Annotated in this window: 15 protein-coding genes and 1 riboswitch; of the genes, 5 read left to right on the top strand and 10 right to left on the bottom strand. The window is 62.7% G+C overall.

Features of this window, described 5'->3' with window-relative positions; genetic code table 11:
* Positions 1-140 precede the first annotated feature (140 nt).
* Entirely contained in the window at positions 141-695 is a 555-nt protein-coding gene (locus FJ972_RS20655) for an HdeD family acid-resistance protein (RefSeq protein WP_140521651.1), read from the top strand.
* Between the two features lie 43 nt (positions 696-738).
* On the opposite strand, the gene FJ972_RS20660 is transcribed toward FJ972_RS20655, so the two are convergent.
* Entirely contained in the window at positions 739-1,719 is a 981-nt protein-coding gene (locus FJ972_RS20660) for a bifunctional riboflavin kinase/FAD synthetase (RefSeq protein ID WP_140495019.1), read from the bottom strand.
* 6 nt (positions 1,720-1,725) lie between these two features.
* Positions 1,726-2,586 (bottom strand): TIGR01459 family HAD-type hydrolase, encoded by an 861-nt coding sequence (locus FJ972_RS20665; protein ID WP_140522166.1) that lies wholly within the window; start codon positions 2,584-2,586, stop codon positions 1,726-1,728.
* A 248-nt stretch (positions 2,587-2,834) separates the two neighbouring features.
* Between FJ972_RS20665 and FJ972_RS20670 the strand changes: the two genes are divergently transcribed.
* From FJ972_RS20670 to FJ972_RS20680, 3 genes are all read left to right on the top strand, one after another.
* Positions 2,835-4,748: a pilus assembly protein gene (locus tag FJ972_RS20670; RefSeq protein WP_140521649.1), complete on the top strand. Its 1,914-nt coding sequence runs from the start codon at positions 2,835-2,837 to the stop codon at positions 4,746-4,748.
* Positions 4,749-4,943: 195 nt separating this feature from the next.
* Positions 4,944-6,920, top strand: a complete 1,977-nt coding sequence (locus FJ972_RS20675; RefSeq protein ID WP_181168333.1) for a TadE/TadG family type IV pilus assembly protein — start codon at positions 4,944-4,946, stop codon at positions 6,918-6,920.
* 113 nt (positions 6,921-7,033) lie between these two features.
* Positions 7,034-7,666 carry a LysE family translocator gene (locus FJ972_RS20680; protein WP_140494241.1) on the top strand — a complete coding sequence of 211 codons (633 nt, stop codon included), beginning with the start codon at positions 7,034-7,036 and terminating at the stop codon, positions 7,664-7,666.
* Positions 7,667-7,688: 22 nt separating this feature from the next.
* Here FJ972_RS20680 and FJ972_RS20685 read toward each other — a convergent pair whose 3' ends face one another.
* Positions 7,689-8,513 (bottom strand): DUF2189 domain-containing protein, encoded by an 825-nt coding sequence (locus FJ972_RS20685; RefSeq protein ID WP_140515546.1) that lies wholly within the window; start codon positions 8,511-8,513, stop codon positions 7,689-7,691.
* A 136-nt stretch (positions 8,514-8,649) separates the two neighbouring features.
* Positions 8,650-8,856 (bottom strand): hypothetical protein, encoded by a 207-nt coding sequence (locus tag FJ972_RS20690; RefSeq protein WP_140521647.1) that lies wholly within the window; start codon positions 8,854-8,856, stop codon positions 8,650-8,652.
* Here FJ972_RS20690 and FJ972_RS20695 point away from each other — a divergent pair.
* Positions 8,843-9,349, top strand: coding sequence for a CAP domain-containing protein (locus tag FJ972_RS20695; RefSeq protein ID WP_140521645.1), 507 nt, complete (start codon positions 8,843-8,845; stop codon positions 9,347-9,349). The genes FJ972_RS20690 and FJ972_RS20695 overlap by 14 nt on opposite strands.
* Before the next feature lie 38 nt (positions 9,350-9,387).
* Here FJ972_RS20695 and FJ972_RS20700 read toward each other — a convergent pair whose 3' ends face one another.
* The 6 genes from FJ972_RS20700 to FJ972_RS20725 all read right to left on the bottom strand — a co-directional run bounded on the left by FJ972_RS20700 (position 9,388) and on the right by FJ972_RS20725 (position 15,817).
* On the bottom strand, positions 9,388-10,920 hold the full coding sequence (locus FJ972_RS20700; RefSeq protein WP_140494247.1) for a DHA2 family efflux MFS transporter permease subunit: 1,533 nt from the start codon (positions 10,918-10,920) through the stop codon (positions 9,388-9,390).
* A gap of 310 nt (positions 10,921-11,230) precedes the next feature.
* The gene (locus FJ972_RS20705; RefSeq protein ID WP_140494249.1) at positions 11,231-12,409 is read right to left on the bottom strand and encodes an HlyD family secretion protein; all 1,179 of its coding nucleotides are present in this window, start codon (positions 12,407-12,409) and stop codon (positions 11,231-11,233) included.
* Positions 12,406-12,885, bottom strand: coding sequence for a MarR family winged helix-turn-helix transcriptional regulator (locus FJ972_RS20710; RefSeq protein ID WP_140495025.1), 480 nt, complete (start codon positions 12,883-12,885; stop codon positions 12,406-12,408). The genes FJ972_RS20705 and FJ972_RS20710 overlap by 4 nt, the downstream gene beginning before the upstream one ends.
* A 128-nt stretch (positions 12,886-13,013) precedes the next feature.
* The gene (locus tag FJ972_RS20715) at positions 13,014-14,033 is read right to left on the bottom strand and encodes a FecCD family ABC transporter permease (RefSeq protein ID WP_181165125.1); all 1,020 of its coding nucleotides are present in this window, start codon (positions 14,031-14,033) and stop codon (positions 13,014-13,016) included.
* A gap of 8 nt (positions 14,034-14,041) precedes the next feature.
* A complete protein-coding gene (locus FJ972_RS20720) occupies positions 14,042-14,989 on the bottom strand; it encodes an ABC transporter substrate-binding protein (protein ID WP_140521643.1) in 948 nt (315 codons plus the stop codon).
* A gap of 39 nt (positions 14,990-15,028) precedes the next feature.
* Positions 15,029-15,817 carry an ABC transporter ATP-binding protein gene (locus tag FJ972_RS20725; RefSeq protein ID WP_140521641.1) on the bottom strand — a complete coding sequence of 263 codons (789 nt, stop codon included), beginning with the start codon at positions 15,815-15,817 and terminating at the stop codon, positions 15,029-15,031.
* Between the two features lie 256 nt (positions 15,818-16,073).
* Positions 16,074-16,283, bottom strand: a riboswitch (cobalamin riboswitch).
* Positions 16,284-16,336 lie beyond the last annotated feature (53 nt).

The following is a 16,336-nucleotide window of genomic DNA, read 5'->3' on the forward strand; positions in this document are numbered from 1 at the left end:
AGAGGCTTTGGTAAAATTTGATTTAAGGTCGAGACGTCCGGCTCGCATTGCTTGCACCATCCGGCCGCCGTCGGCTGGACGCGGGTCGGCACCAAGGGTAACTTCATCCCCTGCTGGCGGTCCTCGATGGAGATGGCGACATGACCTTGCACGGCGATGCACTGAAGAACGCGATCGGACAGACGCGAGGAAAGTGGGGGTGGTTTGTTGGTCTGGGCGTGTTGCTGCTGATCCTCGGCGGCATTGCCTTTGGCAACCTCTTCATCGCCACGGTGGCTTCCGTCTATGTCGTGGGGTGGCTGATGCTGGTGGCCGGCATCATCGAGATCATGCATGCCTTCGGGGTCAAGACGTGGGGCCGCTTCTTCTACTGGCTGCTCAGCGGATTGCTCTACGCGGTCGCGGGCTTTTTCGCCTTCGACAACCCGCTGCTGGCCTCGGCGGTGCTGACCTTCTTGCTGGCGGTCGCGCTTGTCGCTTCCGGCGTGCTGCGCGCCTGGGTCGGCTACAGCCACCGGCCTGAGCGCGGCTGGGGCTGGATCGTCGCGGCCGGCGCCATCAGCGTGATCGCCGGGTTGATCATAGCCATGGGCTGGCCGGTCAACAGCGTATGGGTGCTCGGCCTGTTCCTGGCAATCGACCTGATCTTCCAGGGTTGGACCTTCATCGCCGTCGGTCTGGCGCTGAAAAAGTAACGTCTGATTCGAGCATGATCTAACCCGAAAACCGGACCATGCTTCAAAAAGCCATGGCCGCGTCGAGTTGCGAAAGTGGCTTGACGCCGGCCAGCAGTGCTCTCGCCTCAGCCTCGTCGCGCTTCATCTGCGCGACCAGCGCATCAAGCCCGTCGAACTTCACCTCGCTGCGCAGGTAACCGAAGAACGACACCTGGCAGATCTCGCCATAGAGGTCACCGGAAAAATCGAAGACGAAGGTTTCCAGAAGCGGCGCGCCATCATCGTCGACGGTCGGACGGCGGCCAAAGCTGGCAACGCCATCATGCAGCCTCCCGTCGGCGCGGCGAAAGCGAACGGCATAGATGCCTTCCCTGAGGGTGGCCTCGGCGGGAAGCCTCATGTTGGCGGTCGGAAAGCCGAGCGTTCGCCCCAGTTTCTGGCCGCCCACGACTTCGCTCTCCACCGTGAAGCGATAGCCGAGCAGGCCGGCGGCCTCGGCCACCGCGCCTTCGCAAAGCAAGGCGCGGATGCGGCTCGATGAAACCACCTCGGCGCTTTCGTCCCGAAATGCATCGACCAGCGTGACGCCGAAGCCATGGCGCTCGCCAGCCGCCATCAGATAGGCCGGCCCGCCCTGGCGGTCCTTGCCGAAATGGAAATCGAAGCCGGTCACGGCATGGGTGATGCCAAGCGTTCTCTCAAGCACGTCGGTCACGAAGGCTTCCGCCGATAGCGAGGCGAAGTCGCGCGTGAAAGGCTGTTCGACGAGCGCGGCAAAGCCCAGCAGCGACAGGAGCCGCGCCTTCATCGGCGGCGGCGTCAGCACGAACAGCGGTATCTCGGGCCTGAATATCTTTCGCGGGTGCGGTTCGAAAGTCAGCACCAGCGCCGGCACGCCACGCCGCCGCGCCTCCGCCAATGCCCGTTCGAGCACCGCCTGATGACCGCGATGGACACCGTCGAAATTGCCGATCGCGACAACGCCGCCGCGCAAATCGGCGGGCAGCGGAGCGGTTGCCGAAAGGTGCTGGAAAGCGTCCATCGCCATCTACCGCAGCCTGGGAATGACGGCCACTGGATGATAGGCGTGCCTGTCAAGAAACGCGGCGAGCCTTGCCGGATCCGGTTGCGATGCATCGCCATAGTCGCGGGCATGAATGCCGCCTGAGACATAGAGAACGTCGAAACCGTTGTCGGCGGCGCCCTTGATATCGGTCAGCATGCCGTCGCCGATGGCCAGCACCTGGCGGCGCTCGACCGGCCGGCCAAGGATCTCCGCCACCTCCCTCATCGCCACATCATAGACGGGCGCATAAGGCTTTCCGGCTATCAGCGTGCGACCGCCGAGCTGCGCGTAGTCGCGTGCCAGGGCGCCGGCGCACCAGATGATGCGTTCGCCGCGCTCGACCATGATATCCGGGTTGGCGCAGATGAAAGGCAGGTTCCTGGCGCGCAGCCGCCGCAGCAGCTCCGCATAATCTTCGGGCTTCTCCACTTCGTCATCGAACAGGCCGGTGCAGACGACGCCGGATGCCTCGAACTCCTCGACGAGATCGACGTCGAGCCCGTCATAGAGGGTCAAGTCTCGCTCGGCGCCGACATGGAAGATCTTTCGCGGGCCTTCCACGATCAGGTCGCGGGTCACGTCGCCCGAGGTGACCACGCGGTCGTAGGCCGATGGGGGAACGCCGATGACGTTCATCTGGGCCACGACGTCGGCGCTGCGGCGCGGCGAATTGGTGATCAGGACGACGGGAATACCGGCCGTACGGGCTGCCGTCAGCGCCGACGCAGCCGCGGGAAAATGCCTTTCGCCATTGTGCACCACGCCCCAGACATCGCAGAGAATGGCCGAATAGTTCTTCGACAGGTCTTCGAGCGAACCGATGATGTCAGGCGAGGCCGCCATGCCGTATCCTTCAGTCATGATCGTTGCGGTGCCGCAGCCGACGGTTCGCCGCAGCCGGTTGGAATTATCCGAACCGGCCCAGCCTGTCACCAGCTTTCGCCCTTAACCGGACATCCGCCACCGTTCACCGGTTGGTTAACGAGCTTTGAAGGTGAGGCCTGACCTTGGATATATTCCAGAAACCTGAAATTTAACGATTTATGACACCGTCCCCAATGACTATCGATTTCGTGGGGGCAGCTGTGACAATGATCCGAAGATTCGGACGCGACCGGCGTGGCAATTATGCGCTGATGACCGTGCTCGCCATGGTGCCGCTGATGGGCGCCGTGGCGATCGCCGTCGACTATACGGAAATGGTGGGCCAAAGGCAAAACGCCTTGAACGCCTTGGACGCGGCCGGCTTCGCCACGGCCCAGCAGATCGTTGCCGGCGCCAGCGACGCCGACGCGGTGGCCTATGCCAAGAATTTCTTCGAAGCCAATCTCGCGCATATCGATCCGGCCAACACCACGCTGGCCGTGACGCTGCCCAACAACAACACAGGCGGCGGGACGCTGAAGCTCTGCGCGACCTTGGTCTACAAGCCCTATTTCGAGCCGACGGCTAAACTACTGCTGGGCGGCAGCGCCGGCAGCACCGATATCGGCTTCAGCACCTGCTCCGAAGTGCGCCTGAAGAACACGCTGGAAGTGTCGCTGGTGCTTGATAATTCCGGTTCGATGAAGGAGCTCGGCAAAGGCTCGAACAAGGTGCGGTTCGACCTTCTCAAGAGCGCCGCCAAGCAGTTGGTCGACCAGTTGGCCGGCCAGGCCCAGCAGATGAGACAGGTCACCAAGCCGGTCCAGTTCAGCCTCGTTCCCTTTGCCGCCTCGGTGAATGTCGGTGCGGGCAACGCTTCGGCGGCGTGGATGGACACGACCGGCATATCGCCTATCCATCATGAGAATTTCGACTGGACGACCATGAGTTCGTCCTTTTCGTCCACCAAATACGCGCAGAAGATTGCCGGCATCTGGTACGCGAAAGGCACCGGCTGGGACGCGAGCCAGAAAGACCAGCCGCTGACCCGGTTCTCGATCTACAAACAGATGAAACGCATTTCAGCGTGCAGTCTCAAGAATTGGGACGGTACTTGTGCATCGAACGCGACCTTCACCTATGCGCCGGTCGCGAGTTGGGGTGGCTGCGTCGAGTCGCGTCCATATCCATACAATATCCAGGACACAGCTGCATCGACAACACTGCCTGCAACGCTTTTCGTGCCGATGTTCGCGCCCGACGAAACCGACCGCGTCGATAGCTCTTCAAGGCCAGCCAATAACAATTGGGATGTCGACGCCCCAGTGAGTTCAGGCGCGTCCGACGCCGCACGCCAGCGCTACATGCCAAAATATTTCGACTGGGTGAACAAGGTCACGCCGGCCTACGGCATGGACGCCGGGCCGAATACAAGCTGCAGCACGACGGCAATTACGCCACTAACCGATGTTTCCACGACAGCCGGCGCAACTTTGATCAAAAACGCCATCGATGCCATGGCCGACGACGGCGCCACCAACGTGCCGGAAGGCATGGCCTGGGGCTGGCGGACCCTTTCCAGCACGGCACCCTTCACCGAGGGCCGGCCCGAAACGGAAAGAGGCAACGACAAGGTACTGATCGTGCTGACCGACGGCGCCAACACCTACTACACGCCGACCTCGGTGACGGCGCAGACCTACTCTGGAACCAATTGGAGTTCTGGCGGTAACGACCTGGCTGGCAGCAAGGCGATCTATTCGGCTCTCGGTTACGTCGTCCCCTACAGCAACGGCTACAGCTACGGCCGCATGTTCCTCGGAACGGATGTCACCAAGGACGATTACAGCAACGCCAACTACACCAAAGCGATGAACGAGCATTTCACTGCGCTGTGTAACAACGCCAAGGCCGCCGGGATCATGGTCATGACCATCGCGCTTGATCTGGACGCCACCAAGACAGCGGAGAAAACGCAGATGGATGCGCTGAAGGCCTGTTCTTCGGATTCCCGCTTCAGCAAGGACAAGACCGATCCGAGCAAGCCGATGAAGCTGTTCTGGAATTCGACGGGCGCAACGCTGTCCGACGATTTCAAGGCGATCGGCAACGAGCTGTCCAACCTGCGCATCGTCAGCTGATCCGACGAATTCCACGTCGACGCCCTGCATCCGGCGGGGTGTCGTTTTTTGGAGGCACCGGGGGGCCGCTCCAGATTGGTTAGTGCTTGGTGAAGCGCGAACCAAGCAATCGAGCGGTTTCCCAAACCCGTCCTTCAGCGTTTTGTGGAAAGCTGGCGTCGAACGAGAATCCGCCGGCGGGGGCCGCTGCAAGACATGCGTGAAATCTGGCGTCAATTCCGCCGCGACAGGCGCGGCAACTATGCTCTCGTGACGGCCTTCGCGATGGTCCCGCTGATGGGCGGGCTGGCGCTCGCGGTCGACTTCACGGAAATGAACCGCGAAAAGCAGACGGTGTTGAACGCACTCGACGCCGCCAACTTCGCCACGGCGCGCCGCGTGACGGAAGGCGCCACCGACGACCAGCTGAGGGCCTATGCGCTCGACTTCTTCAATGCCAATCTGAACGATGTCGATCCCGCCAACACGACGCTCAACCTCACTTTGCCCAGCAACGCCGCTGGCGGCGGAACAATGAAGCTTTGCGGCACCTTGACCTATAATCCTTACTTCCTGCCGACGGCGAAGATACTGCTCGGCGGCACCGGCGCCACCAATATCGGCTTCACCGCGTGCTCGGAGGTGCGGCTGAAGAACACGCTCGAAGTAGCGCTGGTGCTCGACAATTCCGGATCGATGGTCACGCCCGGAACCGGCTCGGGGCAGAAGCGCATCGATCTCCTCAAGACCGCGGCGAAGCAGTTGGTCGACACGCTTGCCCAACAGGCCGCGATGATCAAGCAGGTCGACAAGCCGGTGCAGTTCGGCCTCGTACCCTTTGCCGCCTCGGTCAATGTCGGTCCTGGCAATGGCAATGCGTCCTGGATGGACACCGAGGGCCTGTCACCGGTGTCGAACGAGAATTTCGACTGGTCGACGCTGAACGCCGCCAACAAATACGCCCAGCAGACCAACGGCATCTGGTACAAACGCGGCACCGGCTGGGGCGACGAGGAAGGCCAGATGCTGACCCGGTTTTCGCTCTACCGCGACATGAAGGTCGTCACCAGCCATGAGCGTGTTAAAAACAGCAAGCACGTTGTTTGTGCTGAATACAACTGGAACAATACCTGCAAGCGCAGTTACGACGCATACGACTATGTCGATTCCTACGGTCCGTTCGCCAGTTGGCAAGGCTGTGTCGAAGCCCGGCCCTACCCCTACAATGTCAACGACGCCCCGCCGTCCGGCGGCTCGGCCAACACCGGAATAGGCGTGGGCGATCCGGCGACGATGTTCGTGCCGATGTTCGCCCCGGATGAACCCGGCAATCACTGGAAGATCACCCAGGATCCCAACGAAGCCGCGCCAAAGACCTACGGCGCCATCAACAGCTGGTGGAACGACGATCCTTCGAGCAGCAGCGGCCAAGCCCGGCTGCGCAACATGACCAAGTATTTCCAGCCGCGGCCGATCGATGCACCGGTATTGCCCGCAGGCAACGGCCCGAACTACAGTTGCACTACCAACCCGATCACGCCGCTGACCGACGTCAGCGTCGCCGATGGGCTCGCTACGATCAAAGCCGCGATCGACCTGATGCAGCCGGATGGCGGCACCAATGTTCCCGAGGGCATGGGCTGGGGCTGGCGGGTGGTCTCGAGCGGCGAGCCGTTCACGCAGGGGCGCCCGGAAACAGAAAAAGGCAACGACAAGGTGGTGATCGTGCTGACCGACGGCGCCAACACCTATTACACGCCTTCCTCGCTCAGTTATTCCGACCCCGCCGATTCGAAGTCGACCTACGCGTCCTACGGCTATCTCAAGCCCGGCTATGCCGGCACCTCGGTCGGGCGCCTGTTCATGGGTACATCCAGCGCCATCGGCCAGTTCGACTATTCGAACGGCAATTACACCAGCGCGCTCAACGAGCAGATGACGACGCTTTGCAACAACGCCAAGGCGGCCGACATCATGGTGATGACGGTGGCTCTCGACCTGTCCACGACCAAGACCACCGACAAGAACGCCATCGATGCGCTGAAATCATGCTCGTCGGTCTCGCGCTTCCGCAAGGACCCGGCGGACCCGAGCAAACCCGCCAAGCTGTTCTGGAATGCGACGGGCGCCAGCCTGTCCAACGATTTCAAGGAAATCGGCAACGAATTGTCGAACCTGCGCGTGGTCGGTTAACCGGACTCTGGCGCAACGCCTGACGCCGCCAAGCCCTTGTGGGCGCCTGCCGCAACAGGCACATAATGCCGCACGCTGGATCGCATCCATCGCGGCACGCCTGGGGACGAACAATGCCCGATACCGCCAACCACCTCGCCTTCGCGCTGGTCTGCCTGGGCATGGTGCTGACGCCGGGTCCAAACATGATCTACCTGATCTCGCGCTCCCTGTCGCAAGGGCCGAAGGCCGGGTTGATCTCGCTTGGCGGGGTCGCCGTCGGTTTTCTCTTCTATGTGCTGTCGGCGGCATTCGGAATCACGGCGCTGCTGCTGGCCGTACCCTTCGCCTATGACGCGCTGCGCTTTGCCGGCGTGCTCTATCTCCTGTGGCTGGCCTGGCAGGCCGTGAAGCCGGGCGGACGCTCGCCATTCCAGGTGCGCGACCTGCCGAAAGACGGGCCGCGCAAGCTGTTCGCCATGGGCCTGATGACCAATCTGCTCAATCCGAAGGTGGCGGTGCTCTATTTGTCGCTGCTGCCGCAATTCATCAGCATTGGCAAAGGCCATGTCCTGTCTCAGCTTCTTGTGCTCGGCGCGACGCAGATTTCGATCAGCCTGACCGTGAATGCCATCATCGCGGTGACGGCCGGCTCGATCGCCGCGTTTCTCGCCGGGCGGCCTTTGTGGCTGGTCATCCAGCGCTGGATGATGGGAGGCGTGCTGACGGCGCTGGCGCTGAAGATGGCGACCGACGCACAGCGCTGAGGGCGGCGGTCCCGGCGTTGGTCTACATCGGCCGCCTTGTCTGCTGGGTCCGCTCCGGTTCCACCACCTTGCGGTAGAGGTGCCAGGTGGCATGGCCAAGGATAGGCATAACGACCGCGAGCCCGGCAAACAGCGGGATCGAACCGATCACCAGCAGCACCGCGACCGTCAGGCCCCAAAGAGCCATCTGCAGCGGATTTGCCATCACCGCCCGCGCCGAGGTTTCTATGGCCGAAACGGCGCCGACGTCACGGTCGAGCAGCAGCGGGAAGGCGACGACAGTGGTGGCCAACACGATCACGGCGAAAACGAAGCCGGCGGCGTTGCCGAGAAGGATCAACGTCCAGCCTTTGCTGGTCGTCAGCACGTCGCGGACAAAGGCGCCGATCGAAGCCGGCGGCTGGTCGCCGAACAGGCTGGTGTAGATCGACTGCGCGGTGAACAGCCACAACAGGAACAGCACGAACAGCATGATGCCGATGACCGCGATCGAAGGCACCGCCGGCGAGTGGCGGACATCGAGGGCATGTCGCCAGTTGGTGTTCATGCCGAGCTCGCGCCGGCGGCTGATCTCGTAGAGGCCGAGCGCGGCGAAAGGGCCGACAAGGGCGAAACCCGACATCAAGGGATAGACGAGCTGAATGGCGTTGGAGCCAGACGTCCACTGCGTCAGGATCAGGCCGACGATGGGATAGATCAGGCACAGGAAAACGTAGTGAGACGGTTTTGCCCAGAAATCCTCGGCACCGAGCCGCAGCGCATCCCAGAGGTCCGATGTGGTGATGTGGCGCACCGTGGGCTGCACATGCATTCCGCGCGCGTCCGCCATGACATGAAAGCTGGCCATAAGCTTCCTCCCGTTGTCGGGGGCGGTCACCACCGTGATGGCCGCCCGTAGCTGCCACTAGTAGATGTAACAGCATACCCGATTTGCCAGGGGCTGTCGCCAAATCGATGGTTCCGGACAGGCCATCACGGGATTGTCATCGCTGCCCGGCAGAAGCCGCGCGATCTTCGGCATCGGATTTCTCGGATGATGGGCCATTCGGAGCTGGATGGCCGAACGCAACGCTTGAAGACTGCGCGGTGCGATCAGCGAAGGCCAAGGCATCAATTTCCTCGACAGTTTTTTCGGCTTGCCCGTCAAAAGCCATGATCGCGACTATGCAGGCAGGAATGAGCATTGTCATCGACCTCCCTCCAGAACCGCGCCGGACAAGGCGCTCCTTGCTGATCGGTCTTGCGGCCATAGCCGGGCTTGCCGCCTGCAGCACCGTTTCCGTGCCCACCGGTGAGGGCGCAGGTGTCTCTTCCTCCGCCACGGCCACCCTGGCCAACTTGCGCGCCGCGGCCGGGCGGAGTCCGCTGACCGCGGACACCCAGCTCGAACAGGCGGCGTTGCAGCAGGCCGGCTACATGGCGTCGCGGACGCGCATGAGCCACACCACCGGCTGGGGCAAGGATTTCGCCTCGCGCATGAAGGACAATGGCGTGCACGGCGCTGCGGCCGAGAACATCGCCGAAGGCCGCTTCGACCAGCAGAAACTGTTCGACATCTGGATGCATTCGACCGGCCACCGGCGCAACATACTCGATCCGGACTTCAGCCGTTTCGGGCTTGCCTATGTCCGCGACGGCCGCGACCCCAGCCTCCGCTACTGGGCCCTGGTGCTCGGAAGGTAGCAAAGCCATCGCCGGCAGCGGACAGCCGTCGGCGAATATCAATCCATATGTGCCGCCGGCGCGCCGCCAGCCGGCGCCGTCTTCGGCTTGCGCAGCAGGATCACGAACGGAATGGCGGCCAGCGTCATTATCATCAGGATTTTGAAGTCGTTGACGTAAGAGATCATCATCGCCTGGATGTTCACCATCCTGTCGACCTGGGACAATGCCATCTGGTCGCCGCCGGCCGCCGCCGGCGAAACCGCCCACAGATTGGGGTTGAACGGATTGATAAAGGTGGAAAGCTCGGCGTGATTTATCTGTGTATTGCGCACCATGAGCACCGTCACGACCGATACGCCGATGGACGAGCCGAGGTTGCGCACAAGGCTGAACAAAGCCGTGGCATCGGTGCGGAAGCGTACGTCAAGCGTGGCGAAGGCCACCGTCGACAGCGGCACGAATACCATTCCCATTCCCAGGCCCTGGATGATGCCGGAAGTGATGATCAGCCAGTTGTCCATCTGGGGCGAGAAGCCGGCCATCGTGTAGAGCGACTGCGCGGTCAGGAGGAAGCCGATGACGACGAGGATTCTGGCGTCGACCTTGCTCATGAGCCGGCCGACGACGAGCATCGAGATCATCGTCCCCACGCCGCGCGGCCCGATCACGATGCCGATGGTGATGGTCGGATAGCCGAAGATGGTCGACAGCATCGGCGGCAGCAGCGACATGCTCGCCAGGATGAGCACGCCCATGACGAAGATGAACGCCAGCCCGGTCACGAAATTGCGGTCGAGGAAGATCTTGGGGTCGATGAAGGGATGCTCTGCCGTCATCGTGTGGATGATGAACACCCAGAAGCCGGTTATCGAAAGGCCAAGCTCGATCCAGATCTCGACCGACGAGAACCAGTCGACCTCGCCACCACGATCGAGCAGCAGCTGCAGAGCGCCGACGCCGAGCGATATCATGGCGAAGCCGAAGAAATCGAAGCTTCGCACCCGCCGCGCAATGGCCGGCAGATAAGCGGCCATGCCGAGGAAGGCGACGATGCCGACCGGCAGGTTGATAAAGAACACCCAGCGCCAGCTGAAATTCTCGGTCAGCCAGCCACCAAGCGTGGGACCCAGAATCGGCCCCAGCATAATGCCGGCGCCCCAGATGGCCATTGCCTGGCCGTGGCGTTCCTTCGGGTTGATGTCGAGCAGGAAGGTCTGCGACAGGGGCACGATCGCGGCGCCGAACACGCCTTGCATGAGCCGGAACAACACGATGGTTTCAAGGCTCCAGGCCAGACCGCACAGCATCGAGAAGATGGTGAAGCCGACCACCGCCGTCAGGAACAGTTCCTTGCGGCCGAAACGGTCCGCAAGCCAGCCGGTGACCGGCGTCATGATCGCTGCCGCCACGATGTAGGAGGTCAGCACCCAGTTGATGTTGTCGGGCGAGGCGCCGAGATCGCCGGTCATGGTCGGCAGCGCGACGTTGGCGATCGTGGTGTCGAGCGCCTGCATGATCGTCGCCAGCATGAGCGCAACCGTGATCAGGCCACGATGCGGCACTTCTTTGAAAGGTTCTGGCGTGCTCATGATGCGGAACTTCCAGCCGGTAACAAAAACGTGTACACAGGGTTTCCGGGCGGCAAAGCCTTCCGTTGAGAGACCCTCATCGCGGTGGGACGCGATTATCGATGTGGGGGTTACATCGACCGAAAGTCTCGATTGAGCGGATGCCTGCCGCCCGGAAACATGAGGACCGACGGGTCCGTGTCGAAGATTTCAGCTTTCGATCAAGCCGCGATGCGGTTTGCCCCGAAGGCTGACCCTTCCACTCCTCCCATCAGACCAATCCCCCTGCTCAGTGCGTCCACCCGCATGATCCCCGCGGGCTTCCGCTGATTTACTTCGCGACCTCGCCAGCCGTGGCGTGGCCGAAAATGCCAGGCAGGCCGCGCGCCACGCCCGTGTCGACGGTAACGGCCGCGCTCATGCCTGTGCGCAGCATCATCTTGGCGTCGGGATCGCTCAGCTCCAGGCGGACCGGAATGCGCTGGGTGACCTTGACCCAGTTGCCGGTAGCGTTCTGGGCGGGCAGAAGCGAGAAGTCCGCTCCGGTGCCGGCGCCGATAGCCTTGACGGTCGCTTCGAAGGTCCTGCCCGGATAGGTGTCGACCACGATTTCTGCCTTCTGGCCCGGCTTCATATTGGTCAGCTGTGTTTCCTTGAAATTGGCGTCGATCCAGGTATCGCCGGTCTCGACCAGCGAGAACAGCGGCGTGCCGGAGCCGACATACTGGCCGACCTTGAAGGACGCGGCCTGGTAGACGACGCCATCGGCAGGCGCCTTCACCGTGGTCTGCGCCAGGTCGTAGGCAGCCTTGTCGCGCGCTGCGAGCGCCGACATCACGGTCGGATGTTTGTCGGTCTCGATATCGGGATTGCCGCCCAGCGCCGCCTTGGCGCTGACGATGCCCTGTTGGGCGACGGCAAGCTGCTGCTTTGCCTTATCGAGATCGTTCCTGGCCTCATCGAGCGAAGACTTGGCGTTGATACCTTTCTGGGCGAGATCGGCGGCACGGTCGTATTGCGACTGGGCATAGGCAACTTCGCTGCTGGCGGATTTCTCCTGCGCCATGGCCTGGCTGTAGGCGGCGCGCAGCTGTTCGACGTTGAGCCGCGCGGCGGCCACCGCCGCGTCGGCCTGCGCAAGTGCGATCCGGTAAGGCTCGGGGTCAATGGCGAAGAGAAGATCGCCTTGCTTCACCCTCTGATTGTCCGAGATCGCAACCTGAACGATGCGGCCCGCCGTGTCCGAGGCGATCGATACCTTGGCCTGCTGCAGGTTGGCGTTCTCCGTCTCCTGGTAGCGCCCTCCAGTGACCCAGACATAGCCGCCACCAATGACCAACGCCGCCGGCAGTGCGAACATCAACAAGAAGCGGCCGAGACGGCGCTTCTTCTTTGGCACCGGCGCCGGCTCTGCCGGAGGTGTCATTGTAACAGGGGCCGCGGCCGGCTGCTGCGGCGCTTCCATTTCCACTTTGGCGGCGTTTTCGTCGACCTTGGCTACCGCGTTCATGCTGCTGCGCCTTCCGTATTCTTGACCTTGTCGCAGGACGGTGAATCGCCATCCGCGAGATTCTGTGCCATCGCATCCAATGCCCTGATCAGGACGCGGCGATCGTCCGGCGAAACGCCGGTCAGCGACTCCTCATAGACTTCGCCGGCGAGGCTCTTGACCTCCGCATACGCGGCACTTGCCTTGGGAGTTGGGAAGATCATGCGCACGCGGCGGTCGGCGGCGTCGGAGCGGCGCTCGATCCAGCCGCCCTCCTCCATCCGGTCAACCAGCCGCGAGACGCTGATCGGCTCGATTTCAAGCAGTTCGGCAAGCCGCGCCTGCGAAACGCCCGCTTCCTTGGCGACGCGAACCATCAGGCGCCATTGCGCCGAGGACAGGCCAAGGCCGCTGGCGCGCGCTTCGAAGCGCTTTCGCATCAGCCGCTGCACGTCGTGGATCAAAAATCCCAATCTGTCTACGCCTTCGGAAACCATGAGTGGCATATATAATAAGCGTGCTTATCATTCAAGTCCGGCATTGTTCCAGAAGCCGGCAAACGTGCATGGCAGCCGTGCAGCACAATCATGGCTGCGTCCGATGATTTCGGCCGCCGCGACACCCATTACAAGCGGTTGCGGATCAGCATGGTGACAACGAAGAAGGCGCCGAGCGAGCTGGTGATGATGCCGATCGGCAGTTCCTGCGGCGGCAGCAATGTGCGCGCCAGAAGGTCGCTTGCCAGCAACAGCACCGCCCCGAACAGCGCGCAACTTACGATCAGGCGCAGATGCAGCGCGCCGGCCAGCGGCCGCGACAGATGCGGGATCATGAGGCCGACGAAGCCGATGACGCCAGCGACCGAAACCAGGATCGCGGTCGAAAAAGCGGCGACCAGAAACGTCGTCCGTCGCATTCGCGCCACCGGCACGCCAAGACTTTCGGCGGCATTTTCGCCGGCCAGGAAAGCGTCCAGCCGGCGATGATTCCACAACCCGTACGCCGCAATCGTGCCGGCCCCAAGCGCACCCAGCCAGATATTGTCCCACCGCGCAAGGCCGAGCCCGCCCATCGTCCAGAACAGCACCGAATGGGCGGCGCGCTGGTCACCGGCAAAGACCAGGTAATTGGTCAATGCGGTGAACATGAAGGAGACCGCAAGTCCGGCGAGGATCAGCCGTTCGGGGCCTTGTCCCCTCACCCGCGCAACCAGCAAAAGCACAACGCAAGCCGCCAGAATACCGCCGGTGAACGCAGCGATCGGTAGCGTCCAGATCCCGAAACTGTCGCCGAAGACGGTGATGACGGAGACAGCGCCGGCGGCGGCTCCCGACGAGAGGCCGAACAGGAACGGATCGGCAAGATCGTTGCGCGTCACCGTCTGTAACAGCGCGCCGACCACGCCCAGGCCGCCGCCGACACAGATGGCCAGGATTATGCGCGGCAATCTGAGGTCGACGACGATCCTGCCGACCGGGCCGGACACGTCATGCCCCTTCAATCCGATCGCATGGCCAAGTGCTGCAACGACGTCGCCCAACGGAATCATCGTCGAGCCATAGGCGATCGACAGCAGCGCGAACGCAGCGATTGCCAACGCCGCCGCCGTCATGGCCAATAGGAATGCCTTGTGCCGCAAAGTCATGTTCCCGGTTAAAACGCTTCCGGATGCATCGCCCTGGCAATCTTGCCGATCGCGTCGATATTGGCCGGCCCGGGTGTCAGTTCGGCATAGCGAAGCGCCACGAAGCGTTCGTTCCTGACCGCGTCCGTCTCCTTCATTGCCGGATGCGCTTTCAGGAAATCGAGCAGCTTCCGGTAGCCGCCGCCATCCTGATAGTCGAGCAGGATGAGGAATTGCGGATTGCGCGAGGCCACCGTCTCCCAATCCGTGTTGCCCCAGCTGGTGTCCATGTCGGCCATGATGTTGTCGCCGCCGGCCGCGGAAATCATGGCGTTGGGAATGGCGAACTTGCCTGATGTGAACGGCTTGTCCTCGCCGGAATCATAGAGGAACACGCGCGTTCCCCTGCGGGCGCCGACCTTGGCCGTGATTTCGGCGAGCTGCGCCTTCCAGCCGGAGACGAGCTTATCCGCTTCGGCCTCCTTGCCGAAGATCTTGCCCAGCTTCTCGACATCGCCATAGAGCAGGTCCATCGAAGCGGCGGGGCGGTTCTTGTCGAGATGGACGCAGCTTTCCGTCAGCACCAGGGTCTTGATGCCGTGTTGCGCCAGCGTATCGGGCGTCACCTCGCCGCCCGGCTTCATGCCGTAGTACCAACCGGCGAAGAAGAAGTCGGGCTCGACAGCGACCAGGTTTTCCAGCGTCGGATATTTGGGCGCCAGTTCCGGGATCGAGCCTTGCTCGGCCTTAAATTCGGGGCCGACCTTGTACCATCCGGTGATGCCGGTCAGGCCGACGATCGACGGCTGCAGCTTCAGGGCGAAGGCCATCTCGGCCATGTTGAGATCGTGAATGACAGCGCGCTTTGGAGGCGCGTCGAAGGTCAGCGACTTGCCGCAGCTGTCGACCGTCACCGGAAAGGCGAAGGCCGTAGAGGCCAGCAGGGAGAAGGCAAGAGATACGGCAAGGCGTTTCACGGATGTTGCTCCTTCGTTGCACGGGAATTGGATCTGCGCTCACGAAGATGGCGCGGCACGGTTCGGAACCTCGAACACCATCAGCTCGCGGTCCTCCGTCGGGTGGCGCAACCTAAAGACGTCGACACCGAAGATCTCGCGGATCAGCTGCTGAGTGAGTGCTTCGCGTGGCGGCGCCAGCACATGCAACCGGCCATGGCTCATCACCGCGACCCTGGTGGCGAAAGGCGTCACCAGCGCCAGATCGTGCAGCACCGCGATCACGGTCATGCCGAGGCCTGCAACCAGTTCGAGCAACTCGCTGCGCGCCCGCGGGTCGAGATGGTTGGTCGGCTCGTCGAGGAACAGGATCTTCGGCTCCTGTGCGATGGCGCGGGCAAGCTGGGCGCGCTGGCGCTCGCCGCCCGACAGCGAGCCGATGGTGCGGCCAAGCAGCGGCAACAGCCCGGTCCGGCGCAGCGCCTCGACGACAATGTCGCGTTCCTCGCTCCTGTGCCTGCGGCCGGTATGCGGAACCCGGCCGAGCTCGACATAATCGATCACCGCCAGCCGTGGATCCGGTTGATCGGTCTGGCCGACGACGGCGATGTGCAGCGCCCGCTCGGCGGTCGAAATCCTGTCCAGCAGGCGCCCGGTGAGCTTCACTTCGCCCGAACTCGGCCGCAGCATGCCCGACAGCATGCGCAGCAATGTCGTCTTGCCGGCGCCGTTGGGACCGATGATGGCGAGACGGTCGCCCGCCGCCACCGAAAGGCTGACCGGATGCACCAGATGCAGGCCATCCGCCGCCGCGGCCAGGTCGCGGGCCTCGAGAAGCGGCGCGGTCATGGGCAATTCCTTGCAGGGCCTGCCGGAATACGGGCCAGCGTCTTGCTTGCCAATCCTGCCGGACGCTGGCCTGAATTCACCTCGGTGGCGATATCGCGGCAAAGCGTGCACACGATGATGCGATGCATGGGAATGCAGTGAATGCGATCGATGGAGCCGTCCAACTTCCGTCACTTTCAAAAATGGCGACGGAAGGAAGCTGGCTTGAACCGGTCGACAAGACCGAACCCCGCGTCTCCTCCCGGCACACCCCGTCCGGTCAACCCATGCAGATGGCAGGTCTCCTGGCTCGCGGGTCGTTGCGCCATCCTGCCTTCCCAGCCTTGCCGGCCAGTGGCTTCTCGGATTTTGCTAGCCGCTTACAGTTGCGGGGGCAGCCATGGCTTCGACCCGAAAATCGGGCCTCACCATGTTCCCTTTTCACCCCTCGCCTTGCGGCGCGGGGACCATCACGAGTCGCAGCCTAGGATGCAGGCAGCGTCGAGGCAAGGTCGATGCATGTTCTGTTATAACGATACA

Origin of the sequence: Mesorhizobium sp. B2-1-1 (genome assembly GCF_006442975.2) — a bacterium.
Lineage (GTDB): Bacteria > Pseudomonadota > Alphaproteobacteria > Rhizobiales > Rhizobiaceae > Mesorhizobium.